Source organism: Saccharopolyspora erythraea NRRL 2338, from assembly GCF_000062885.1.
Classification (GTDB): domain Bacteria; phylum Actinomycetota; class Actinomycetes; order Mycobacteriales; family Pseudonocardiaceae; genus Saccharopolyspora_D; species Saccharopolyspora_D erythraea.
Window position 1 is genome coordinate 269,812 of record NC_009142.1, and the last position, 22,442, is coordinate 292,253.

Genomic DNA, 22,442 nt, shown 5'->3' on the forward strand with positions numbered 1-22,442 from the left:
CCCCCTGCCGAAGGCGCGGAGTCCGTCCGTTACAGTTGCTGGCGGTAGCGTGTCCGAGCGGCCTAAGGAGCACGCCTCGAAAGCGTGTGTGGTTAACAGCCACCGTGGGTTCGAATCCCACCGCTACCGCCGGTGAGAGCCGGTCATCGTCGCAAGGCGGTGACCGGCTCTTCTGCTTTCGCGGGGCCCGCGGCGGGCCGCACACCGGGTGTCTGACGAGCGCTCCTGCCTCGACCTGAGCCTCGATCGAGGAGCGATGGCTCATCCGGGCGCCTGACTTGCGCCACATGGATGACCACTGCAGGTTACCTCTCGACGGTATTTTCACCCCTCGGAGTGAAATTTTCACGAGCAGCGTCCGCTGCTGGACGAGGGGTGTGCGAAGTGGGCAGGAACTCGACGATCGCCGCCGGCGTGGTCGTCGCCTGCGGTGCGCTGTCGATCGCACCGGTGGCGACGGCCGACGCGGCCGACAGGATCCACGACATCCAGGGGACCGGGCGGCTCTCGCCACTGGCCGGCAAGCACGTCGCCGACGTCCCGGGAGTCGTCACCGGCGTCCGCGCCTTCGGCTCGTCGCGCGGGTTCTGGTTCCAGGACCCCGAACCCGACAAGGACCCCCGCACCAGCGAGGGCCTGTTCGTGTTCACCGGTCAGCAGACCCCGCAGGTCGCCGTCGGAGACGCCGTGACCGTCTCCGGCGAGGTCGCCGAGTACTACCCGACCGCCGAGGGCGAGACGCCGCAGGACACCGCGAACCAGTCGGTCACCGAGCTCAAGAACGCGCAGTGGCAGGTCACCGGCAAGGGCGCGGTCCGGGCGGAGGCGCTGACCCCGGAGTCGGTGCCGCAGGCCTACGCCCCGAAGGGTGAGCTGGAGAAGCGGGAGCTCGACCCGGCCGAGTACGCGCTCGACTTCTACGAGTCCCGCGAGGGGATGAGCCTCGCGGTGTCCGACGCACGCGTCGTCGGCCCGACCGACGCCTACAACGCGCTGTGGGTGACGTCCAAGCCGGAGCAGGGTGCCAACGAGCGTGGCGGCAGCACCTACACCTCCTACGACGACCCGAATGGCGGGCGCCTGAAGGTCGAGTCGCTGATCCCGTTCGCCGAGCGCCCGTTCCCGAAGGCCGACGTCGGCGACCGGCTCGCCGGCGCGACCGCAGGTCCGCTGGACTACAGCCGGTTCGGCGGCTACGTCCTGGAAGCCGCCGTCCTGGGTGAGCACCAGCCGGGCGGGCTCCAGCGGGAGACGACCCGCGACCAGGCCGAGGACGAGCTCGCGGTGGCCACCTACAACGTCGAGAACCTCGCAGCCGACGACGACCAGGCCAAGTTCGACCGGCTCGCCCAGGGCATCGCGGGCAACCTGGCCTCCCCGGACGTCGTCGCGCTGGAGGAGGTCCAGGACAACACCGGTGCCGAAGACGACGGCGTGGTCGCGGCCGACCAGACGCTGCGCCGCTTCACCGACGCGATCGCCGCGGCGGGTGGCCCGCGCTACGAGTGGCGGCAGATCGACCCGCAGAACGGCGCCGACGGCGGGGAGCCCGGCGGCAACATCCGGGTCGCGTTCCTGTTCGACCCGGCGCGGGTGTCGTTCAACGACCGCCCCGGCGGCGACGCGACGACGCCGGTGCGGCCGGTCGCAGACGGCGGCGGAGCCGCGCTCAGCGTCTCGCCCGGTCGCATCGACCCCGCGAACGCGGCCTGGGAGAACAGCCGCAAGCCGCTGGTGGGCGAGTTCACCTTCCGCGGTCAGCGGGTTTTCGTGGTCGCCAACCACTTCAACTCCAAGGGCGGCGACCAGCCGCTGCACGGCCGGTTCCAGCCGCCGGTCCGCGGCTCCGAGGAGCAGCGGGAAGCGCAGGCCAAGGCGGTCCGGGCCTTCGCCGACCAGCTCCGCGCGGTCGACGACCAGGCCAGGATCGTGGTCGCGGGTGACCTCAACGACTTCGGGTTCTCGCCTGTGGTGCGCACCCTGACCGCCGACGGCGCGCTGGTCGACGCGGCCGAGGGGCTGCCGCCCGCCGAGCGCTACAGCTACGTCTACGAAGGCAACTCGCAGGCGCTGGACCACATCCTGACCAGTCCGGCGGCCGGTACCGCCGACTACGACGTCGTGCACGTCAACGCCGAGTTCGCCGACCAGGCCAGCGATCACGACCCGCAGATCGTGCGCCTCAAGGGCTGAGGTCGCCGCGGTACCGGCAGGGCGTGCCCGGCCGGTACCGCGGTCAGTGCTGCGGGCGGGAAGCCTCGGCGGAGCCGGGGAATGACAGGTCCTGGAAGAAGGAGTCGGACTCCTGCCGCCGCAGCGACCCGAGCTCCTCCAGGAACCGCTGGGTGTTCTCGGCGTTGGCGACCGGGTCGGCGCCGAGCCCGGCCTTCCACTGCCAGTGCGCGTCGGTCAGGGCGATCTCGGTGCGGCGCAGGAGGATCCACGACTGGTCCCAGCGGTAGAAGGCGCGCAGGCCCGCCGACACCGCGACAGTGACACCGGCGATCGAGATGACCAGGTCCTGCCCGGGGAACTGCTGGGTCGTCAGGATCGGCAGCCCCGCGCCGACCGCGATCACCAGGATTCCGCTGAACCGGTAGAACCGCCGGTGCCAGCGGGCGCGCGAGTCGTAGAAGGCTCGCAGCCGCTGGGCGTAGATGTCGGCCGCCGCCTCCAGGCCGTGCTCGGAGACGTCGGGGAGCCGGTGGCGGAACGGCGGGCGGAACCTCATGGCCTCTGCTCCTCGCGATGCTCGTCCGGGGTGAAGCCCGCGTAGAAGTAGTTGTCGGCGACCTGCAACGCGCGTCCGGCCTCGGCCCGGGAATGCGCGGTGAACGCGATCAGCGGGCGGGTTCGCGTCCGCCACCGGTCGGCGAACCAGCACGGCAGCGCGGCCAGCTCGTAGCTGACGAAGTCGGGGCGGGTGAGCACGTTGGAGACCATCGACCGGCCGATCCACCGCAGCGGCGGCGCGGCCGACGGCAGGGAACCGGAAGCCTGGCCGACGGGGTGGTCCGCGGTGAGTCGCCGAAGCCGGAGCACCGCGCGCGGGTCGAACGACTGCAACGCCACCGCGCCCCGGTATCCGCGAAGGCTCGCGGCCACGACGCGTTCCAGGTCGGTGCCGCCGTGCCCGCCCCACCTGCGCACGTCGACCAGGACCGGAACCTGGCCACCGGCGACTTCCAGCACGTCGTCGAGGGTGGGGACGGGCTCGCCGCCGCAACCGGTGCGCAGCCGCCGGATGCGCGCGTGCGTGCTCTCGGCGACGAGGACGTCCTCACCCGTCACCCGGCGCAGGTTCGCGTCGTGCGCCACGACGGCGACGCCGTCGGCGGTGAGCTGCACGTCGAACTCGAACGGAGTGCCGAGCTCGACGGCGGCGCGGAACGCCGCCAGGGAGTTCTCCGGCACGCCCGCGCTCTCGTCGTAGCGGCCCCGGTGGGCGATGGGCCGATCGTGCAGCCATCCCGCGTCGTTCATGGCGCTCCATCGCCGGGCGGTGGTCGCGAGGAGATCTCGCGCCGCGCGGCGGAGATCATGCTAGCGAGCCGCGTGCGATCTGTTTCACATTTCGCCGACCGCTCCCGGCGGTCCTGCGCGGCGTGCTCCGGCGGAGCGATCCGGGTCGTGCCACCGGGTGATCCCCGATGATCGGGGACCCAGCGCCGTCATCGCAGCTCACAGGCCATATCTCCTGGTCAGGAACCGCTCTGCTAGGCTTCCGCACGGAGGATTGGCCGAGCGGCCTAAGGCGCACGATTGGAAATCGTGTTGGGTTAACAGCCCTCACGGGTTCGAATCCCGTATCCTCCGCAGGTCAGAGGCCCCGACCGCGAGTCCCGCGGTCGGGGCCTCTCGCGTGGGGTCTCAGTTTGGGTCTCAGTAGGCTCGTTTGTCGGCTGCTCTGTTTACTGGATCGTGGGGAGGCCGTGTGGGCGCTGCCCAAGTTGTGTCGTTGATCGTTAGTGGTGTCGCCCTGGGTGGCGTGCTCGTCGCCCAATGCGTGCTGCTCTACGTAAGTCACTTGCGCGAGCGACGGGAGGACGCGCGGCGCGAGTTGGATCGTCAGGCTGAGCGGGAAGCCCGCGCCGCTGAGCGAGAGGCTGAACGGGAGGCTCGCGCCGCCGAGCGAGAGATCGAGAGAGAAACACGGCGGCTGGACCGCATACAGGCCGTATACGGTGACTACATCTCTCACGCCCTGAAGCTCTCTGAACTCTGTACGGAGGCTCGGGACAGTCAACGCTACGCGCAGATCACGCAGTCCGACCTTGAGGCGCCCTTCGAGGGCTTCCGCAGAGTTTCCTACGAGCTGGCTATCTTGGTGACGCCCGAGGTCGCGCAGCGCATGAACGACGTCACCACCGTTGTTGCAGATCTCGCTGAAGCGGCCGAGGAGGCCCGTGCCGCGGTGAAGGCGGATGATTTGGACAGGCACAGCCGAGCACACACACGTTCCCTAGTAGCCCAAAGTCGGCTGCCGGAAGCCCTGATCCGTATGCGGACGGCACTTCGACGGCAGTTGGGCGTGGACATTGATGCGTCGGGCGCGGAGGGGCAGCGTCTCTCCGCGCCAGTTGGGGGCAGCAACTAGGCATCCAAATCCGGCCACACCAATCCGGCCACTTGATCAGCGATCGCAGTGACCAAGTCGTGGGGCACGTGCATGTACCGCTTCGCCATGGACGCCTCCGACCACCCCATGATCTCCATGACCGCAGGAAGCGGGACTTTGAGCACGAGCAGCATGGTCGCGGCCGTGTGTCGGGCATCGTGCAGGCGAGCGTTGCGTACGTTTGCCAGGCGCAGCAGCGCTTTCCAGTTGTCGTAGTCGACGGTGGGGTGGACCGGCCGGCCCCACCGGTTGGCGAAGACCCAACCGTCCTCTTCCCACTCGTCGCGTGCCCGTTCGCGCTCGAACTGCTGGTGTGCGCGGTGGTCTTCGAGCGCTTCGATCACGGGCTGTGGGAGACCAACGGTGCGTCTTCCGGCGCGGGATTTCACGTCGGTCACGACCACGCCGCCGCCGTGACGTTGCGGACAATGCGCGCCGTAGCGATGGTCACACGGCTTTTCTTCCGGGCAGCCGTGCTTCCACACCTGTTGCTGAATCGCGCGACGAATGACGAGCGTCCCGCTTCCGCGGCGCTGGCCGCACCTCTGTGCATCCTGCTTTCGCCGACAAGGACTGCCTTTGTCGCAGCCGTGCTTCCACGCGATCGTGATGTCCGACCACTTGATTCCCAACGCTTCTCCTCGACGTAGGCCCAGCGTCAGCGCGATTATGAACCGCGCGCCGTTTCGAACATTCGAAGCTGCATCGAGGATTCGCCGGGCCTCGTCGACCGTGAAAGGGACGATTTCCTCTTCGTCGAGTCGCGGCGCTTTCGCGACCTTTGCCGGGTTCTCCAAGAGGTGCCTACGACGAACCGCCTCGTTCAACGCGACCCGGATCGTTCGGTGCGCCAGGTGGGCGGTACCCGCCTTCAAACCGTTCTTTTGCATGCGGGCGTAAAGCCGTTCGAGGTGTTCCGGCTGTAGCTGGTCGATGCGGTGCTTTCCGACGCCGGGGATCAGGTGCCGGTAGACCGAAGCGCGGTACCCGACCATCGTGGTTTCCCTGACGGACGGTGCGGCGATGTGCTCCACCCAGTACTCAAGCCACTTCTTGACCGTCCAGGCGCGGCCTGGCTTGCGGACCTTGCCGGAGTCGCGCTCGTTCTCCAGCTCGCGCACCCGCCGCCGGCACTCGCCTTCGTCCTTGCGCTTGACGTGGCGTCGGTCGGGGCTGCCGTCGTCCTTGACGCCCATCGTGACGCGGCCGTGCCAGTAGCCGTCGGTCTCGCTGTAGTAGATGCTGCTGGATCCGTTCGGCGCGCGGGTGCCTTCTGGGCGGCGTTTGCGGGGCATGGGTGGTTCCTCTCGGTGGTCGGTTTCGTGGCTGGTTGTGGGCGTGCGGGGTCGCCGCGCGAGAGCGCGGTGGGGGTTAGACCCGGGGTTAGGTCGCCGGAGGCGAGTTAGATATCTAACTCGGGGGTGAGATCGCCTGCTTGTTGGTCTGACCTGCGGAGAGTTAGCCGAGTTACGGGTTAGACCCGGGATTGGGAGCGGCCTTGGGGGCTCCCAATTCGGGGGTGAGCGAGGGTGCCGGGTGGCTAACTCGTCTAGTGCCTGGTCGGGGTCACGGGCGGGCCGTGTTCGGTGCTGTGGTGGGGCTCTGGCCGCTGGCCTGCTAGGTGCTAGCTCGCTGGTCGGCGGCGGTCCGGGCCGCTAGCGCTCCCGCTAGGTCTAGCGGGTGTGGGTGCTAGGTCTAGCGGTGCGGAATGAGCCGAGGTGCCTTGGTGGTGAGCGTGCCAGCGGGCCCCGACAGGCGCCCCGGGCGCCGACCTCATTGGGCTCATTCGGCTCATTTCGGCAGGTCGCGGCGGGATGAGCGGGGGATGAGCGATCTCATTCGGTGGCGGGGTGCTCATTGCCGGGCTCATGGCCGGCACCGGCGGTCTGAGGTATCCAGGCAGGCGGCGAGCGTCGGAGTCGGGGTGTGGGTACGGCGGTGCCCGCGCGGTCGAGGGCGAGCATGAGGCCGCGGAGTCCGGCCAGTGCGGCGAAGCCGCCGAGGGCGAGGGTGCGCACCATTCCGGAGGTCACCGCCAGGGCGGCGATGAGGATCACGGGCAGGACCGCGCGCCAGAGCACGACGGCGGCAGCTGCGGCGGTGAGCAGGGCGAGGGCGGCGAGCATGGCCAGCGCGCGGCCGGTGATGTCCAACGGGGTCATCGCGGGTCTCCCGGTGTGGTTGAGGGCGGGCGGTTCGAGCGGGTGGGTGGACGGTGCGGGCCGCCCCGGCACAGCCGCGCAGGGGCGTCTCCGCGCGGGGTGTCCACCAGATCCACCCATCCACCTGGGCGGGGTTGTGGCTGGTGGCGGGTGGTGGAGTGAGTGGGTGGGCGCGTCGGTGGGAATCCACCCTGAATCGGCGCATCCACCCCTGATCCACCGGGCATCCACTTGCCCACTGGGGACGCGTTCGCGCAGGTCGCGCCCAGTGGGCCGGGCAAGTGGATGGCCAGTGGATATTCACTGGCCCCTGCCGGGCTCACTGGCCCGTTCACTGGCCAACCTCGGTCCGGCAGCACGGGGTGAGGGGGGTAGCCGTCCCAGCCGTCCCAAGCGTCCCGGTGCTGGTCAGGCTGGGACGGCTTGCAGGAGTGGGACGGCTCGTGCCGTCCCAGGGCGTGTTGCCGTCCCGCGCTGACCTGCGGTGGGACGGCTGGGACGGCTGGGACGGCACCCCCTCCCACCCTCGGAGTGGGCCGACTGGGCGACATGGCGGCGGTGGTCATGCCGCGTTCCGGGCCAGGCGGTTGATGTAGGCGGTGAGCGCTTCGGCGGGGACGCGGCGGGCGTGGCCGATGCGCACCGAGTCGACGTCGCCGGACTTGATGAGCTTGAACATGGTGGTGCGGCCGACCGACAACCGGCGGGCGGCTTGCTCGACGGTCAGCAGCAGCCGGGTTGCGTCCCCGGCCTCCCGGGGGCGGGGGAGGGAAGCTGGCGTCGAGGTCGACAACCCCGGATTCCGGGGGTTTCGGGCGGTGTGTGCGGGGCGTTCCCTCGTTCCCTGTGGCGGGGTCTGCGCAGGTCGCGTCGAGGGAGTGGTGGAGGGAACGGGGTAGGGGAAATTCCCTGCCTCCCTGGCGGTTCCCTGCCGGGTCCCCTGCCTTGCGGCGGGGGTCGGGTGGTGGTCGGTGTGCATGGCGGCTCCCGTGGGTACGAAGTTGACGAAATTACGAACTTTGGCTCTGACCTGCGGTTTCGTGGGGAGCAAAGTTCGTAGCTACGAACTTTGCTTTCAGGGTTTGTCCTGGTCAGGGGCATTGTTCGTAAGTTCGTAGTGTTCGTGCGCGATGACGATGTCGGTGGCGCGTCCTCCCTTCCGGCCCTCCGGGCGCCGCTGGGTCCTGGCGATCGTCTGGTCGGCGACGAGCCGTTCCAGCAGCGCGTCGATGCGGGGCTTCTTGGCGTTGCCCTGGAAGAAGTCCGAGGTGATCTCGGTGCGGGTGCGCCCCTGCGGCCCGGCCTCGCGGATGAACGCGGCGAGCTGGGCCAGCACCGGATCGGCCTTGCGGAACACCGCGCGGGCGGAGTCGACGGCGTAGCGGATGAACGCGGCGGCGGCGACCAGGTGCGGGGGCTGGATGGTGGCGGTGCCGTCGAGGGCGGCGTGGATGCCGGCCACCCGGAGGCAGTTGGGTGCGGCGCGGGAGAGGAACTGCTCGATCGGGCCGTCTTCGGTGCTGAAGCCGCCGAACTCGACGTAGAGCCGTCGCCACAGGTAGGCGGCCTCATCGCTGAAGCCGAGCTGTCCGAGGGTGGCGCCCTGGTCCAGGCGGGCGCGGAGGTCGACGGCCAGGCGCTCGATGAGCGCGGGGTCGGCGCCGGTGCCTGCTGGGAGGAACTGGGTTTGGGCGACGAAGACGGGGAGGAACCGGTTGTAGGTGCCTCCGGCCATGTCCGACGACGACAGCTTGGCCGTGAACTCGCCGGGGGTGATGTGGGTCAGGATGCCGACGTGGGCGTCGCGCACGATGCGGGCGTTGACGCCGAGGGTGGACAGGTTGCCGCCTTCCCAGGCCGCGCGCAGCGTCGCCGAGAGGGTGTTGCCCTCGCGGCGCATCCGGGCCATCACCGAGGCCCACTCCGGTTCGAAGGCCAGCAGCCGCCGATCTCCCGTCGGCAGCAGCGCCCGGGGCCGCGGCTTGCCCTTGCCGGGCTCGGTCCCGTCCCCCTCGTCTTCGTCGGCGAACGCCTGCGTCAGGCCCTCACCGGACGTGAGCCCGCTGTGAATGTTGGAGGCCACGAACCCGGCATCAGCGGCCAGCAGCAGGCGTTTGGCGGCCGACCAACCCGCGCCCTTGCGGCCGATGCCGGTCCGGCCGATCACCATCGGCCACACCAGCAGCGGGTGCCGGTCGTCACCGACCCGCAGGTGCGGGCGGGCACCGAGGTAAACCCCGGTCCCGGCCAGCAGGGAGGCCAGGATGTTGGTGGGGTCGGCCTCGCTGGTGGGCTGCACCTGGCGGACCAGGTCGCCGAGGAAGGTCTCGAACATCGCCTCATCACGGGCGGGGAGCTCGGCGCGGGCGTTGGCGATCTGAGCGAGCGCCTGGCGTTCGGTCTCCGGGTCCGGCGGCAACACCGGCCCCGTCCCCGTGCCGGGAGTCTCCGGGCTCGCTGTGGGCTGGTCGGAGTCGGAGACCAGGCGCAGCCGCCGAGGCTGGTCCGCTGGGGTGGCTGCGGGGGTGTCGGGCTTGCTCATGGGCTACCGCTCCGATGGGTCGTAGTGCTGTTCAGAGGGGTTGGGAACCCGGGGGCGGACCCGGGTTCACGGCTTCTCGGGTGGGTTCTCGCTGGCGTTCTCGGTGATCTTGGTGAGGTTCTTCCCATGCAGGTGAGAAGCGGTGAAGAACCCGGAGGAATCGACCTCGATTCGTGCAGGCCAACCGGGTGGATCGAGGCCGATCGAGTCCAGGTCGATCGACCCCCGATCCCCGCTCGGTTGGGATCGGAGCCAGGCCCCGGGCGGCTACTGGCGGTGACGCTGCGGTCGTGGTCGGGTCGGGTTCACTGAGGCTGGAACAGTGGGGGCGGGAATCGGGGTTTTAAACCCGCAAACCCGCAAAAGGGGCTTCGAGCTGGTGTTTTGCGGTGCGGGTTTGGTGCGGGTTTGCGGGTTTGGGCGGCTGGGTTTGGCGGGTTTGCGGGTTTGGCGGGAAGCTCGGCGGGTTTGGTTCCCCCTCCTGTCCCGGCCTCTTTTTGCTGGTCGTGGGGCTGGTTGCGGGGTTTGCGGGTTTGCTACGGCGGTTGGCGACATGTCGGGCGGCGTGCCCGTGGTGACGGGCAGGGCGCCGGTCACGCCGCGTAGTACGAGCGGTCGGCCTCGGGTCCGCGGCCCGCGTTCGGCGGTGGTTCAGGGCTCCCAACCCGCGGGGGAGTTGGGAGCACCCCTGTCGAACTGGCGGGTCCGGACCCGGGACCGGTCGGCTGATCGGGAGGGGCGGGAGACCCGGCCCGATGGCGGCGTTCAAGGCCCCACGGGTGGGGTGGTCGGATGGCGCCACCGGGCCGGGGTTGGTGCTGTTCGCGCACCTGTCGGGACGCTTCCGACAGGGCAAAACACGCCCTGTGGTTGCGACCAGCAGGAACACCCGTTTTCGCTGTTCCCGACGGGTGTGGCTGCGACCAGCGGAAACAGTGTGTTTGCGCTGTTCCCTGGCGGTGTGGCCGCGACCAGCGGGAACACCCGGGCTAGTTCGGCCAGATCGCGTCCGGCTCGATCTCCACCGGATGCACCGGCGGGGGCTCTGCCGAGGTGTCCCGTCCCGGTGCCGGCATGAGTGCCCGGATCGCGTCGGCTCTGGCCTGGGCCAGGGCGTAGCGGCGCCGGTCGAAGCTCGGCCCGCCGGACTCGGCCAGCACCGCCAGCCCTTGTTCCAGTGGTCCCAGCACCTTGCGGGGTGTGGTGCGGTGGACCAGGGCGACGAACCGGGCCAGGTCGGAGACCTCGGCGTCGCGCAGCTGCGCGTCGGTCAGCGGGCAGGCGTAGAGCACCGTCACCACGCCATGCACCGGCACCTTGGAGGCGGTCATCACGCGGCCGCCCCTTCCAGCTCGATGCGCTCGGCGCCGGACAGGCCGCCGATGAGCGGGTCCTTCGGGCTGGAGATCACCTGCGTCATCGGAGCGCCGCGGTCGATGTCGGCGCGGGTGACCACCGGGTGATTGCGGGACCAGGATCCCGCGATACCCAGCATCTCCGGGGTCGTGCCGTAGACCTCGGCAAAGAGCTCTTGGTAGGTCGCCGACACGACCCGCACACCGCGCTCCCACTCGCTGAGCAGCCCGAGCAGGGTGCCCCACGAGTGGATACGAAGGCCCTGCCGGTCGGCGACCGCGATCAGGTGCTTGCACGCGATGTTCTGCGACCAGCACCGGGCCTTGCGGTACTCCCGCAATCGCACGCCCATGCCTCACACCCCCGTCAGCGCGCGACGCGGCGCGGGCACGTCGGGGCGGCCGTAGAGCTCGGCGACCCGGCGGCGGATCATCAGCAGCAGCGCGTAGTCCCCGCTGCCCGGCTTGATGTCCTCGATGTCCTGGCGTACCAGGTAGATGCGGTTGGAGCCCTCGTGCAGGAAGGTCTCCAGCACCATCGCGTGGGCGTACTGGTCGTCGCCCAGTTCGCAGGGCTCCAGCGTCGCGCCGCCGTTGACCAGGATCCAGAACACGGCCTCGACGTCTTCCAGCGACACCGGCACGCTCATGCTCACCTGCATCACGATCGGGGTGTCGTTGTCCTCGCGGTGGGTGGGGATGAACGTGGCGTGGTGGTCGCCGACCATGCCCTGTGCGCGCTCGGTGTGCAGTCGCATCGTCACGCCACCTCCCCCGCGGTCTCGTCACGGTCGTCGGCGGCGGCCGACTCGGTGCCGGTCACGAACGCCTCGTAGGCGGCCTGCGAGCACTTCTCGGCGTAGACCGACAACGCCCACCCCGGAATGCGGATGGTGCCCTTGCCCGTCCCCAACTTCATCGCGTCCAGCTCACCGGACTCGATCGCCCGGTAGATCGTGTTCACCGAGACGTCGAACATCTCGGCTACTGCCTTCACCCGGTACATCCGGCTACCCTCGAACTGCATCGTTTCTCCAACGGTTTCGATGTGCGCCCCGGTCGGTGTTGCCGCACTGACCGGGGCTTTTTCGTGTCCGGCTGGGGCGTCTGGGACTCCTGCAACAACCGGTATGAGAGGAACAGTAGACATGTGTGTCAGGTCTGTCAACAGAACTGCTTGACTAGGTACGTTGCTAGACCTGTCTGTACCCTGCCTGACATGGGCAAACTCGACACGAAAAGTTCCCAGCCCCCGTACCTTCAGATCGCCGAAGACCTGACGGACTCGATCCGAAACGGCGCCCTTCGACCTGGGGACCAGCTTCCGACCTACAGCGCACTCGCTACCGAATACGGCGTAGCGGTCGGGACCGTGCGGAGCGCCCTCGAGGTGCTGCGCGACCGTTCGGTGATCGTGACGAGGCATGGCACCGGATCGTTCGTTCACGAGGATCTTGACCCCGCGAGCCTCCCGCCCGTAGTTGACCGCCAGGTCGCAGTACAGGCCGGTGATCTGACTGAAGTCCTGCGGCTTCTGCGCGAGATCAGTGACCGGCTTACGGCGCTGGAAAACCGGCTGTCGGACGGCTAGTTGCCGACCTGCCGGAAGAACGTCACCAGCCCGTCGATCACGAAGCCGAGCCAGCTGGCCGCCGTCTGCACCCAGCCGGCGGCCTCGCTCGGGTACTTCACCACCACGACCACCAGCGCGACGGCAACGGCCCATCCGGCCAGCTTCCGCAGAACCCCGCCGCCGTTCTGCACCATCGGGAGCGCGTTCTTGCCCATTGCATCCTCCTGCGTTGAGTCCGTGAACCGTCAGCGCTAGTCCGATTTGGACTGTGCTGTTCCTGTGGTTGCTCACGCCTCAATGGAACCGCCAGGAAATGCAGGACAACAGGGCACACAAGGGGGCACACTTGCACACTCGGTGGACACACGAGGAGCACAGGGATGGCATACAACGAGCAGTTAGCTGCCCTGATGCGCGAGGCCGGGTTCCTCAAGGAAGACGGCAGCGTCGGGCTGAAGGTCTTCGCGCGGGCCGCTGGCCGTCATGCGGGCAAGACCTTCACACACACCTACGTTCAGCGCTGGCTGAGCGGCATGGTTCCGCGCGACCCGCAGGTACGAAAAGCCGTTGCACAGGCCCTCAGTGAGCGTCTTGGTCGTCGTGTCGGCCTTGAAGAGGTCGGTTTCGCCTCGGGCGAGACGATGCCCGCTGATCTCGGCCTTTCGTACCCGACCAAGGCATTGGACGGAATCGCGGCGGTCACCAGTCTGTGGCGCGCTGATCTGGACCAGGCGTCGGCTCTGCTCGTTGCGCCGGCCAACGTCGCGGCTTGGAACGAAGCGTCGCTCTCTTGGCTGGTCGCAGCACGTCACGACATGGTCAATGGCACCGGAAAGCGTCGGGTTACTACGGCGGACATCACTGGCCTCCGCAGCATGACCGACATGTTCGATCGGCTCGACGGGCAGCACGGAGGAGGCCATGCCCGGCGAGCGCTGATCGAATTCCTGGGGACTGACCTCGGCGGCCTGCTCCGCGGTTCGTACGACGACAAGGTCGGGCGGGAGCTGTACAAGGCCGCAGCTCAAGCAACGCTGCTCGGTGCCTGGATGTCCTACGATGCTGGGCTGCATGGCTTGGCGCAGCGCTACTTCATCCAGGCGCTCCGCTTGGCGGACGAGTCAGGGGATCGGCTCCTTGGCGCGAGCATCCTCGACGCCATGAGCCACCAGGCGACCTTCCTGGGTAACTACCGCGAGGCAGCGAACCTTGCTCGTGCGGCGCGGATGGGAACCGCGAGCTCGGGATCAGCCAGCGCTGCCGCGCACTTCTACTCGATGGAGGCTCGCGCCCTGGCTCGGCTTGGAGAGGCGGCTGACTGCGATAGGGCAATGGCTGCCGCGGTCCGCGAGTTCGAGCGGCGTAAGCCTGACGACGATCCCGCAGACTGGTTCGGATACTTCAACGAAGCTGAGCTAGCGGCCGAACTCGGCCACTGCAACCGTGATCTCGGTCGAGCGGTTGACGCTACGACGTACGCTACCCAATCACTTGGGCCAGTGGAGAGCGGATATGTGCGTAGTGATTTCTTCGTGACGATGGTTCTCGCCGACGCATACCTCGATCAAGGAGAAGCGGAAAAGGCTTGCGAAGTAGCGTTGGGTGCGCTCGAAATCGGTGAACAGCTCAAGTCCGCCCGATGTGAGGCATACGTCGGCGAGTTCCGACAGCGTCTTTCAGGTGTTGGTAGCAGTGCGGTCGTCAAGGACTTCGTCGATCAGGTTTCAGGTACTCGACTCTGGACGCCAGAAGACGCTAGAAGGGCGCCCAGTCGTGACGCGACCCTCCTGACCTGAGCGACTCCACCCGCTTGCGGACCTCGGCGGCAGCCTGCATATCCGTCCCCGCCTTACCGCACAGCCAAAGCGTCATTGCGACTTCGCGGTAGTCGGCGAGAACCCGATATCCGGGCCACGTCATGATGTCGTAGCCATAGACCTTAACGAAGGTTCGATACTCGTCTTCGGTGTGCCAACCGAAGCGCTCATAGAACAGCGCGGTTTGAACTAGATCCCACTCGCGCGGTCCCGTCGCGAAGCTATCGAGATCGATGAGTATCGGCTGGCCCGCGCGATCGAGGATGACGTTCCCTACGTTCGCGTCTCCGTGGATCACGCCGGGGGTAAGGTCGAATTCGAGACGCTCGTACTGGTCTCGAATCGACAAGATTCGGTTTTCCAGGAATTGTGCATCCGCGCGGTCGAGGTTGGCCAGGTCCCCGATCTGCGCATCCAGCTTCGCGAGCGGCCGTATCTCCGGCAGGTGCAACGACGACGGCGCGTCGAGCGAATGGAGTCGCCGGATCAGCTCAGCGACCTGGTCGAGCGGTGCGTACTCCTCCCGCTCCGAGGCCGACTCCCAGAAGGTCGTCACCAACCCGCGGGACCTCACTGGCTGGTCGACGTCGAGCGCGCGCGTCGCTGGGTAGCCTTCGCCGCTCAGCCATCGAGCTACCTGAACCTGCATCCGTGCGTTCTCGATCGACTCGCCGTTGCGCGCGATCCGTACGATCACGGGCTCTGAGAGCCGGTAGACCGCGTTCGAACCGATGCGGATCAGCTCCGCTCCGGCAGCGTCCAGTCCTACGGCGGCGCATGCGGCGTTCAGGGCGTTCTGCGCGGTTTCCCTAGTCAATGCCACGGTTGGCGTCATCCCTTCACTAGCTCCTCGAACGTACATCTCTGCAAGGCGTCGCCCCTCGGGCGATCGCTGGAATATGGGGGTCCGCTCGGGTGCCGGCGTGAGGCATCTAGGCGCTAGATGGCTGGCCAGGACGCGTGTGAGGTTCTAGCGCCCCCTCTAGACCTAGAGGGGGCCCGTCTAGGTCTAGAGGGTCGTCACGTCGACTGTCCCCGGAACCCGGTCCGGGCTGGAACAGGGGGGGGCTCAGGTCGTCGAGCACGGCTCGGCGGATGCTGGTTGAGGCTAGGGAACCGGGGGGTGTCGTTGGCGGAGAATGGATCTCAGGAGGCGCTGAGAGCGCCGTAGAGCGCTCAACGGGCGCCCCCGTGTGGTTTGGGCTGGGCGAGTGCCCGTAGGGCACCGGGCACGGGCGGCCGACGGGGTCTCAGTTGGGGTCTCAGTTCGCCCCCGTGCGAACCACCCCCACTGTTCCAGCCATTGCGCTGACCAGCGATGACGTACCGGTTCGGACGGCTCCGAACCGGTACCACCGGAATTGGAAATCGTGTTGGGTTAACAGCCCTCACGGGTTCGAATCCCGTATCCTCCGCCAAACCGGAGCCCCGGAGCGCATCGCGCCCGGGGCTCCGTCGCGTTCAGGGGCGGGTTCTGCGTTCGGGGTCGCGGTCCGCGGCGCTCGCGTGCCGTGAGGGCGGCTGACGGTGTTTTGGCTGCTGCGGCGCAGGTTCCCGGCTGCTGGAGCGCTTCGCCGGACCGGGCGGCGGGGCCTTCGTGAAGCCGTGGGGGCGGCGGGTTACACTTAACGCGGACCTCGTGCGGCGTCCATCCTGTGAACTCCCCCAGGGCCGGAAGGCAGCAAGGGTAAGCGGGCTCTGGCGGGTGCACGGGGTCCCCTTACTTTCCTGGGCCGGGTCACCGGGCTCGTCCCTCGACAGCACTGTCGGCACCACCGCGTAGGGTCTCGACCGTGGCGCTCGCCCTTTACCGCAAGTACCGGCCGGCGACCTTCGCTGAGGTCGTCGGGCAGGAACACGTCACCGAACCGCTGCGGACCGCGCTCGCGTCCGGGCGCATCAACCACGCATACCTGTTCTCCGGCCCGCGCGGCTGCGGCAAGACCTCCAGCGCACGCATCCTCGCCCGCTCGCTGAACTGCGCGCAGGGCCCGACCGCCGACCCGTGCGGCGAGTGCGACTCGTGCGTGGCGCTCGCGCCGGAGGGCGGCGGCAGCGTCGACGTCGTCGAGCTGGACGCGGCCAGCCACGGTGGTGTGGACGACACCCGCGAGCTGCGCGACCGCGCGTTCTTCGCGCCGGCCCAGTCGCGGTACCGGATCTTCATCATCGACGAGGCCCACATGGTCACCACGCAGGGCTTCAACGCCCTGCTGAAGATCGTCGAGGAACCGCCGGAGCACCTGATCTTCGTCTTCGCCACGACGGAGCCGGACAAGGTGCTCACCACCATCAGGTCCCGGACGCACCACTACCCGTTCCGGCTGATGCCGCCCGGCGTCATGCGCGAGCTGCTGGAACGGATCTGCGACCAGGAGAGCGTGCGCGTCGAGCCCGCCGTGTACCCGCTGGTGCTGCGCGCGGGCGGAGGCTCCGCGCGCGACACCCTCAGCGTCCTGGACCAGCTGCTGGCCGGCGCGGGCGAGGAGGGCGTCACCTACGAGCGCGCCGTCGCGCTGCTCGGGGTCACCGACGTCGCGCTGATCGACGACATGGTCGACGCGATGGCCGCCGCCGACGGCGCGGCGGTCTACGGCACCGTGGACCGGCTGGTGGAGGCCGGGCACGACCCGCGCCGCTTCGCCTCCGACCTGCTCGACCGGTTGCGCGACCTGGTGCTGCTGAACGCGGTCCCCGACGCCGACCAGCGCGGGCTCATCCAGGCGTCGGGCGACGAGCTGACCAAGATGCAGCAGCAGGCCGAGCAGCTCGGAGCGGCGACCCTGTCGCGCTTCGCCGAGATCGTGCACACCGGCCTGGCCGACATGCGCGGTGCCACCGCGCCCCGGCTGCTGCTCGAGCTGCTCTGCGCCCGGATGATGCTGCCGACGGTGTCGGACTCCGAGGTCGCGCTGCTGCAACGGCTCGAGCGGGTCGAGCGCCGGATGACCATAGCGCCGGAGGGCGGCGCGGCCGAAGCGCCCGCCGGCCAGCCCGCGGACCAGGACGCCGGGGGACGACCGCGGCGGGTCTTCCAGCGTCCGCACGAGCGTGCGGCGCAGGCAGCGGAGCAGCCGACCCAGGCCGGCCAGGGCGCTCAGGACGGCCAGGCCGGTCAGGGGTCTCAGGCCGGTCAGGACTCCCGAGCTGGTCAGGACTCCCGGGTTGGTCAGGGTGAACAGCCTTCCCAGGCCGGCAGGCAGGCGGCTTCGGACGCGCAGCCAGGGTCTCCGGGCGGGCAGCCCGGCCCTTCGGCCGCACAGCCCGGCCCTTCGGCCGCGGCCGGGCAGCAGTCTCCCGCCGGGCAACCGACGCCGGAGGCGTCGGCCCGGCCCGCCGGCGCGGAAGCTCCGGCTCCGGCGCAGCCGGAGCGCCCCGCGGCGGCGGAGCCGCCGGGGCGGCCCGCGCAGCGGGCGCCGCAGGCGCGCCCCGGCGCGCCGGACGCGGCGGCGCGGGATGCCGCTGCGCAGCAGCGGCCCGCGGCGGAGCAGCAGGCCGCGCAGGCCGGGGCGAGCGCGGGAGCGCACGCGGGGCGGGACACCGCCGACGTGCGGAGGCTGTGGACCGAGGTGCTGCGGGCGGTCGCCGAGCGCAACCGGCCGACGCAGGCGCTGCTGCTCAACGCCACCGTGCAGGACATCCAGAGCGGCACGCTGGTGCTGTCGATGCCGACGTCGGGCCTGGTCAAGCAGTTCGCGCAGCAGCGGAGGCTGGACTTCGTCAAGGACGCGCTGCGCGCGGTCCTCGGCGGCGAGTGGGAGATCCGCTGCGTCGAGGCCGGGGCAGCGCCGCCGGCCGCGCCGAGCCGGCCCGCCCAGCCGCCCCGCCAGGCCCCGCAGCGCCCGGCCGAGGAAGCCCCGCAGCGCAAGCCGTCGGCGGACTGGTCGGCGAACAAGCCGAACCCCCAGCAGGGGCAGGGCGGCAAGCCGGAGAACTCGCAGGCGCAGCGCAACGCGTCGCAGGGCAGGCAGGCCGGCAACGGTCGCCGGGCGCCGGCCGACGACATCCCGCCGCCGCCCGAGCCGCCGGACGAGGAGCCCCCGCCGGAGGACTACGTCCCGCCGTCGCGGCCCGCCCGCCAGGCCCCGCCGCCTCCTCCGCCGGTCGATGAGGAGGAGGACGAGGAGGCCATGATGGCCGACTCGACCCCGGCCGACGAGGTGATGGCCTCGCGGCCCGATCCGGAGGAAGCCGCCGTCGAGCTGTTCGCCAGCGAGCTCGGCGCCCGCCGCATCGACGACTGAGCCAAGGCCGAACGACGGCTCGGGTCGGGCCTGTTGACGGTTGGGGCTGGCCTATCGATGGCTGGGGACCGGCCCATCGACAGTTGGGCCCGGACTATCGATCGGCCGGGGCCGGGCCCGTTGCGAGCGGTCCAGGCCGGTCACCGAGGTCATCGACGACCAGTGCGTGGAGCGCGACCGCCTGACGGCGCTGATCGACGACCTCGTCGAGTCCCGCCGCGGCCTGGACGAGCTGATCGACCAGACACGCGCCGACGCCGCAACCGCCTGACCGGCGGGCGCGGGCGGCTACCGGCGGAGGTGGCGCAGCAGGAAGGCGAGCGCGCGCGGGTAGGCGTCGAGGCGGTTGACCCGCTTGGCAAGGCCGTGGCCCTCGTCGGCGTAGACCAGCAGCTCGCACTCGATTCCCTTCGCCCGCACGGCCTGCGCGAGCTGCTCGGCCTCCGACAGCGGGACCCGGGGGTCGTTGGCGCCGTGCAGCACGAACAGCGGCGCCGAGATCGCGTCCGCTCGGGTCAGGGGCGATGCCTCCCGCAGGAAGTCGGCGTCGTCGCGCAGCGACCCGTACTCGCGCTCGCGGTGCGCCCGCCGGTAGGCGGCGGTGTTCTCCAGGAACGTCAGCAGCGACGAGATCCCGACGATGTCCACGCCCGCCGCCCACCGCTCTGGCTGGAAAGCCAGTCCGGCCAGAACCATGTAGCCGCCGTAGGAGCCGCCCCAGAGCGCCGCCCGGGACGGGTCGAGCCCGAGCGAGGGCAGCCAGTCGTGCAGGGCAGCGAGGTCGTCCACAGCGGACAGCCGCCTGCGCACGTCGTCGGCGGAGTACCAGCGCTTTCCGTAGCCGGTGGAGCCGCGCACGTTGGGCACCAGCACGGTGTGGCCCTGGTCGACCAGCGCTTGCACGATCGGGTTGAACGCCTGCACGGACTGGGCTTCCGGCCCGCCGTGGACGAACAGGACCGACGAGCCCGCGACGTCCGGCGGCGGGTTCTCCGGCGCGTAGACGAAGCAGGGCACCTGCTCGCCGTCCGGCGTCGGCACTCGGTGGGCGGTCGGCGGCACCGGACGCGCGGAACCGAGCTGGGCGGCCGAGTCGGTCAGGGCGCGGACCTCGCCGCCGGAGTCCAGCAGCAGCGCGTCTCCGGGGGTCGCGGTGGAGCTGTACGACAGCGCCGCGAAGCGGGAGTTCGGCGACCAGACCGGCGCCGGCAGCGGGTAGGTGCACCAGCCGTCGCCGGGTAACCGGACGTCCCGGCGCACGGCACCGGTGGCCGCATCGTGCAGCGCGAGCCGGGCTGCGCCCTCGACGTTGGCCTGCACCAGCAGCGTCGAGCCGTCCGGGGCGAGCCAGCCGGTGAGGTCGTGCTCGTCGGAGGTCACCAGCCAGCGCCGCTCGCCGGTCCGCGGGTCGATGCGGGCCACGCCGGTCCGGTCGCGGTCGAGGTTGGTGGTGACGACGAGCGCGGAGGCGTCGGGCAGCCAGCGGACCCCGGTGTGCCGGGCGTGCGCGTCCGCGTCGGTGAGCTCGGTGACCTCCTCGTCGGCGGTGACCGGCATGGTGTCGACGAGGATGATCTGGTCCGACAGCGGCTTCTCGGCGGGCACGGTCACCGCGAGGTAGCGGCCGTCCGGTGAGGACGCCGCCTCCAGCACCATCCCGCCGCGGTCGTAGACCACCTCTTCCGCGCCGGAGGTGGCGCTGCGTACCACGACGTCGAAGTCCACGCCGTTGCGGCGGTTGGTCGCGTAGACGACCCGGCCGGGCAGCACGTCGAGCAGCCGGTGCACGTAGCGGGAGTCGTGGACCAGCGGCCGCAGGTCGCGCATGGTCGCGGGCCCGGTCCGGGGCACGTCCAGGGTGAGGAGGGAGAGCTGGCTGCGCTCGTCGCCGTCGGTGTCGTGCTGCACGACCACCGCGCGCTCGCCCGGCAGGTAGCGGCCGCTGACCGCCCCGGGCAGCGCGGTGAGGGCGCTGACCTCGCCGCCGGCGATCTCGGCGAGCTGCACCGAGCCCGACTCGTCGGACCCGGCCAGCACCCGGCCGCTGTCGTCGACGTCGAAGGCCCGCCGGCTTGTGCACCCGAGCAACCGCACGATGTCCAGCCTCATGCCGCCACCATTTCACGGCCGGCGCGGCGGTCCCAGCGGCCGTGCGGGCCTTCCACGCCCCGCTCCCGGGCGGCGCGGACACGTCTAGGCTGGGTGGGGTACACAGCGGTGACTAGGAGGACCAGCGGTGCAACCAGGTGGCCAGCCGAACATGCAGCAGATCATGGAACAGGCGCAGAAGATGCAGCAGCAGCTGATGACCGCGCAGCAGGAGCTCGCCGAGGCCGAGGTCAGCGGCAGCGCGGGCGGTGGCCTGGTGACCGCGGTGGTCAGCGGTTCCGGTGAGCTCAAGTCGGTCGCGATCGACCCGAAGGCGGTCGACCCCGACGACACCGACACCCTCTCCGACCTGGTGGTGGCGGCGGTGCGCGACGCCAACCGGGCCGCCCAGGAGCTGCAGCAGGAGAAGATGGGCCCGGTGACCGGCGCGCTCGGCGGCGGGCAGGGGCTGGGCGGGCTCGGCCTGCCGGGACTGTGAGCGGCACGTGTACGAGGGTCCCGTCCAGGACTTGATCGACGAGCTCGGCAGGCTGCCGGGCATCGGTCCCAAGAGCGCGCAGCGGATCGCCTTCCACCTCCTCGCGGCCGAGCCCGCGGACGTCACCCGGCTGCAGGAGGTCCTGCAGAAGGTGAAGGAGGGCGTGGTCTTCTGCGACATCTGCGGCAACGTCTCCGAGGAGCCGACGTGCCGCATCTGCCGCGACGCCCGGCGCGACCCGGCGGTGGTCTGTGTCGTGGAGGAGCCCAAGGACGTGCTGGCGGTCGAGCGGACCAGGGAGTTCCGCGGCCGCTACCACGTGCTCGGCGGTGCGCTCGACCCGCTCTCCGGGGTGGGACCCGACCAGCTCCGGGTGCGCGAGCTGCTGACCAGGATCGGCCGCGACGAGATCACCGAGGTGATCATCGCGACCGACCCCAACACGGAGGGCGAGGCCACGGCCACCTACCTGGTCCGCATGCTCCGCGACTTCCCGGGCCTCAACGTCACCCGCCTGGCCTCCGGCCTCCCCATGGGCGGCGACCTCGAGTTCGCCGACGAACTGACCCTGGGCCGTGCCCTGTCCGGGCGTCGGGCTGTTTGAAGCGCCAGATGGCGCTTCAAATGGCGCGCCAGCGCCATCCGGCCGAAGGACGGGTCCGAAGCGCCAGATGGCGCTTCGGATGGCGCTCCGCGCCATCCGGCCGAAGGACGGATGCAGGACTCCGGTGGCGAAAGTGTGATGGGGACGGCCCGTACCAACTCGGCCGAATGGCCGGTGACGGGCTGTCCTTCTGGAGTGCTTCCTTTCTGATGCATCAGTCCGCACATCCTCGCTCTGAACAGGGCGTCCGGCCTTCGGCCGGACGGCGCGAGGCGCCATCGGAAGCCCCATCGGGGGCTTCCGACACCGCTGCCCTGGTTCGCGCCGCCGCGCCGCGTCTCGGCGCGGTGCGGCTGGTCGCCGTCGACGGACCCTCCGGGTCCGGCAAGTCGGTGTTCGCCCGCGGCCTGGTGGCCGCGCTGCGCGCGGACGGCCTGCGCACCGCGCTGGTGCCGACCGATGACTTCGCCACCTGGGACGAGCCGGTCGGGTGGTGGCCGCGCCTGGCCGAGGGCGTTCTCGATCCGTTGCGGCGCGGCGAGCCCGGCCGCTACCAGCGCACCGAATGGCCCGGCGGGGAGCCGGTCCTCGGTGCGTGGGTCGACGTCGAGGTGCCCGACGTCCTGGTGGTCGAGGGCGTTTCGTCCGCCCGGCGCGCGGTGGCCGACCGGCTGTCGCTCGCCATCTGGGTCGAGGTCGGCGATCCCGCTCTGCGGCTGGAGCGCGCGGTCGCCCGCGACGGCGAATGGAGTCGTCCGCACCTGCTCCGTTGGCAGGAGTTCGAGCGCCGCTGGTTCGCCGAGGACGGCGCGAAGCACCGCGCCGACATCCTCCGCCAACGATCTTCACCGTTGTCCCGCCAACGCCGCTGAGCGCCGAAAACGTTGGCAACACTGGGAAAAACGGCGATCCCCTTAGGTCGCCCTAAGTAGCTGGATCG

General features: G+C 70.0%; 21 protein-coding genes, 2 tRNA genes and 1 other RNA gene. 11 read left to right on the forward strand and 13 right to left on the reverse strand.

What is annotated here, in order from left to right; translation table 11 throughout:
• Positions 1–43: 43 nt before the first annotated feature.
• Both SACE_RS01155 and SACE_RS01160 read left to right on the forward strand, forming a co-directional pair.
• Positions 44–129 (forward strand) — tRNA-Ser (locus tag SACE_RS01155).
• Positions 130–384: 255 nt separating this feature from the next.
• Positions 385–2,193: an endonuclease/exonuclease/phosphatase family protein gene (locus tag SACE_RS01160; protein ID WP_009944873.1), complete on the forward strand. Its 1,809-nt coding sequence runs from the start codon at positions 385–387 to the stop codon at positions 2,191–2,193.
• A gap of 43 nt (positions 2,194–2,236) precedes the next feature.
• Here the strand turns inward: SACE_RS01160 and SACE_RS01165 are convergent, their stop codons facing one another.
• Together SACE_RS01165 and SACE_RS01170 are read right to left on the reverse strand one after the other, a co-directional pair.
• A complete protein-coding gene (locus tag SACE_RS01165) occupies positions 2,237–2,731 on the reverse strand; it encodes a DUF4231 domain-containing protein (RefSeq protein ID WP_009944872.1) in 495 nt (164 codons plus the stop codon).
• Positions 2,728–3,483: a glycerophosphodiester phosphodiesterase gene (locus SACE_RS01170; RefSeq protein WP_009944871.1), complete on the reverse strand. Its 756-nt coding sequence runs from the start codon at positions 3,481–3,483 to the stop codon at positions 2,728–2,730. Before SACE_RS01170 ends, SACE_RS01165 begins: the two co-directional genes overlap by 4 nt.
• Before the next feature lie 247 nt (positions 3,484–3,730).
• Between SACE_RS01170 and SACE_RS01175 the strand changes: the two genes are divergently transcribed.
• Positions 3,731–3,816 (forward strand) — tRNA-Ser (locus tag SACE_RS01175).
• 118 nt (positions 3,817–3,934) lie between these two features.
• Positions 3,935–4,597: a hypothetical protein gene (locus SACE_RS01180; RefSeq protein WP_009944869.1), complete on the forward strand. Its 663-nt coding sequence runs from the start codon at positions 3,935–3,937 to the stop codon at positions 4,595–4,597.
• Here the strand turns inward: SACE_RS01180 and SACE_RS01185 are convergent.
• From SACE_RS01185 to SACE_RS01220, 8 genes are all read right to left on the reverse strand, one after another.
• Entirely contained in the window at positions 4,594–5,913 is a 1,320-nt protein-coding gene (locus tag SACE_RS01185; protein WP_009944868.1) for a tyrosine-type recombinase/integrase, read from the reverse strand. The genes SACE_RS01180 and SACE_RS01185 overlap by 4 nt on opposite strands.
• Before the next feature lie 540 nt (positions 5,914–6,453).
• A complete protein-coding gene (locus SACE_RS01190) occupies positions 6,454–6,780 on the reverse strand; it encodes a hypothetical protein (RefSeq protein WP_011872980.1) in 327 nt (108 codons plus the stop codon).
• A 562-nt stretch (positions 6,781–7,342) separates the two neighbouring features.
• Entirely contained in the window at positions 7,343–7,573 is a 231-nt protein-coding gene (locus tag SACE_RS01195; RefSeq protein ID WP_011872982.1) for a helix-turn-helix domain-containing protein, read from the reverse strand.
• Positions 7,574–7,855: 282 nt separating this feature from the next.
• Positions 7,856–9,322, reverse strand: a complete 1,467-nt coding sequence (locus tag SACE_RS01200) for a DUF3987 domain-containing protein (RefSeq protein WP_011872983.1) — start codon at positions 9,320–9,322, stop codon at positions 7,856–7,858.
• Between the two features lie 989 nt (positions 9,323–10,311).
• Positions 10,312–10,653, reverse strand: a complete 342-nt coding sequence (locus SACE_RS01205) for a hypothetical protein (RefSeq protein WP_009944864.1) — start codon at positions 10,651–10,653, stop codon at positions 10,312–10,314.
• On the reverse strand, positions 10,653–11,030 hold the full coding sequence (locus SACE_RS01210; protein ID WP_009944863.1) for a helix-turn-helix domain-containing protein: 378 nt from the start codon (positions 11,028–11,030) through the stop codon (positions 10,653–10,655). Before SACE_RS01210 ends, SACE_RS01205 begins: the two co-directional genes overlap by 1 nt.
• 3 nt (positions 11,031–11,033) lie before the next feature.
• Positions 11,034–11,435, reverse strand: a complete 402-nt coding sequence (locus tag SACE_RS01215; RefSeq protein ID WP_011872984.1) for a hypothetical protein — start codon at positions 11,433–11,435, stop codon at positions 11,034–11,036.
• 2 nt (positions 11,436–11,437) lie between these two features.
• Positions 11,438–11,683, reverse strand: coding sequence for a helix-turn-helix domain-containing protein (locus SACE_RS01220; RefSeq protein WP_009944861.1), 246 nt, complete (start codon positions 11,681–11,683; stop codon positions 11,438–11,440).
• 213 nt (positions 11,684–11,896) lie between these two features.
• Here SACE_RS01220 and SACE_RS01225 point away from each other — a divergent pair, with 213 nt between their 5' ends.
• Positions 11,897–12,268: a GntR family transcriptional regulator gene (locus SACE_RS01225; RefSeq protein ID WP_009944859.1), complete on the forward strand. Its 372-nt coding sequence runs from the start codon at positions 11,897–11,899 to the stop codon at positions 12,266–12,268.
• Here the strand turns inward: SACE_RS01225 and SACE_RS01230 are convergent.
• Positions 12,265–12,465, reverse strand: a complete 201-nt coding sequence (locus SACE_RS01230) for a hypothetical protein (protein ID WP_009944858.1) — start codon at positions 12,463–12,465, stop codon at positions 12,265–12,267. The genes SACE_RS01225 and SACE_RS01230 overlap by 4 nt on opposite strands.
• Positions 12,466–12,630: 165 nt before the next feature.
• Between SACE_RS01230 and SACE_RS38955 the strand changes: the two genes are divergently transcribed.
• Positions 12,631–14,046: an NsdA family TPR-like regulatory protein gene (locus tag SACE_RS38955; protein ID WP_009944857.1), complete on the forward strand. Its 1,416-nt coding sequence runs from the start codon at positions 12,631–12,633 to the stop codon at positions 14,044–14,046.
• Here SACE_RS38955 and SACE_RS01240 read toward each other — a convergent pair.
• Positions 14,006–14,902 (reverse strand): phosphotransferase family protein, encoded by an 897-nt coding sequence (locus tag SACE_RS01240; RefSeq protein ID WP_009944855.1) that lies wholly within the window; start codon positions 14,900–14,902, stop codon positions 14,006–14,008. The two genes, SACE_RS38955 and SACE_RS01240, sit on opposite strands and share 41 nt — an antisense overlap.
• Before the next feature lie 794 nt (positions 14,903–15,696).
• Here SACE_RS01240 and ffs point away from each other — a divergent pair.
• Both ffs and SACE_RS01245 read left to right on the forward strand, forming a co-directional pair.
• Positions 15,697–15,791, forward strand: an RNA gene (gene ffs, locus SACE_RS35910) — signal recognition particle sRNA small type.
• 69 nt (positions 15,792–15,860) lie between these two features.
• Positions 15,861–18,311, forward strand: coding sequence for a DNA polymerase III subunit gamma and tau (locus SACE_RS01245; RefSeq protein WP_011872987.1), 2,451 nt, complete (start codon positions 15,861–15,863; stop codon positions 18,309–18,311).
• A 288-nt stretch (positions 18,312–18,599) separates the two neighbouring features.
• On the opposite strand, the gene SACE_RS01250 is transcribed toward SACE_RS01245, so the two are convergent.
• A complete protein-coding gene (locus tag SACE_RS01250; protein WP_009947002.1) occupies positions 18,600–20,420 on the reverse strand; it encodes a S9 family peptidase in 1,821 nt (606 codons plus the stop codon).
• Positions 20,421–20,571: 151 nt separating this feature from the next.
• Here SACE_RS01250 and SACE_RS01255 point away from each other — a divergent pair, with 151 nt between their 5' ends.
• From SACE_RS01255 to SACE_RS01265, 3 genes are all read left to right on the forward strand, one after another.
• Complete coding sequence (locus SACE_RS01255) at positions 20,572–20,898, forward strand: YbaB/EbfC family nucleoid-associated protein (protein ID WP_009947001.1); 327 nt, start codon at positions 20,572–20,574, stop codon at positions 20,896–20,898.
• A gap of 7 nt (positions 20,899–20,905) precedes the next feature.
• Positions 20,906–21,502 carry a recombination mediator RecR gene (gene recR / locus SACE_RS01260; protein ID WP_009947000.1) on the forward strand — a complete coding sequence of 199 codons (597 nt, stop codon included), beginning with the start codon at positions 20,906–20,908 and terminating at the stop codon, positions 21,500–21,502.
• Between the two features lie 347 nt (positions 21,503–21,849).
• Complete coding sequence (locus SACE_RS01265; protein WP_009946998.1) at positions 21,850–22,374, forward strand: uridine kinase family protein; 525 nt, start codon at positions 21,850–21,852, stop codon at positions 22,372–22,374.
• Positions 22,375–22,442: the final 68 nt, after the last annotated feature.

Coding starts and splice junctions, on each gene's coding strand:
- SACE_RS38955 (WP_009944857.1), top strand. CDS start 12,631: ATGGCATACAACGAGCAGTTAGCTGCCCTGATGCGCGAGGCCGGGTTC.
- SACE_RS01220 (WP_009944861.1), bottom strand. CDS start 11,683: ATGTACCGGGTGAAGGCAGTAGCCGAGATGTTCGACGTCTCGGTGAAC.
- SACE_RS01170 (WP_009944871.1), bottom strand. CDS start 3,483: ATGAACGACGCGGGATGGCTGCACGATCGGCCCATCGCCCACCGGGGC.
- SACE_RS01230 (WP_009944858.1), bottom strand. CDS start 12,465: ATGGGCAAGAACGCGCTCCCGATGGTGCAGAACGGCGGCGGGGTTCTG.
- SACE_RS01185 (WP_009944868.1), bottom strand. CDS start 5,913: ATGCCCCGCAAACGCCGCCCAGAAGGCACCCGCGCGCCGAACGGATCC.
- SACE_RS01225 (WP_009944859.1), top strand. CDS start 11,897: ATGGGCAAACTCGACACGAAAAGTTCCCAGCCCCCGTACCTTCAGATC.
- SACE_RS01165 (WP_009944872.1), bottom strand. CDS start 2,731: ATGAGGTTCCGCCCGCCGTTCCGCCACCGGCTCCCCGACGTCTCCGAG.
- SACE_RS01200 (WP_011872983.1), bottom strand. CDS start 9,322: ATGAGCAAGCCCGACACCCCCGCAGCCACCCCAGCGGACCAGCCTCGG.
- SACE_RS01255 (WP_009947001.1), top strand. CDS start 20,572: ATGCAGCAGATCATGGAACAGGCGCAGAAGATGCAGCAGCAGCTGATG.
- SACE_RS01215 (WP_011872984.1), bottom strand. CDS start 11,435: ATGCGACTGCACACCGAGCGCGCACAGGGCATGGTCGGCGACCACCAC.
- SACE_RS01190 (WP_011872980.1), bottom strand. CDS start 6,780: ATGACCCCGTTGGACATCACCGGCCGCGCGCTGGCCATGCTCGCCGCC.
- SACE_RS01250 (WP_009947002.1), bottom strand. CDS start 20,420: ATGAGGCTGGACATCGTGCGGTTGCTCGGGTGCACAAGCCGGCGGGCC.
- SACE_RS01210 (WP_009944863.1), bottom strand. CDS start 11,030: ATGGGCGTGCGATTGCGGGAGTACCGCAAGGCCCGGTGCTGGTCGCAG.
- SACE_RS01205 (WP_009944864.1), bottom strand. CDS start 10,653: ATGACCGCCTCCAAGGTGCCGGTGCATGGCGTGGTGACGGTGCTCTAC.
- SACE_RS01240 (WP_009944855.1), bottom strand. CDS start 14,902: ATGACGCCAACCGTGGCATTGACTAGGGAAACCGCGCAGAACGCCCTG.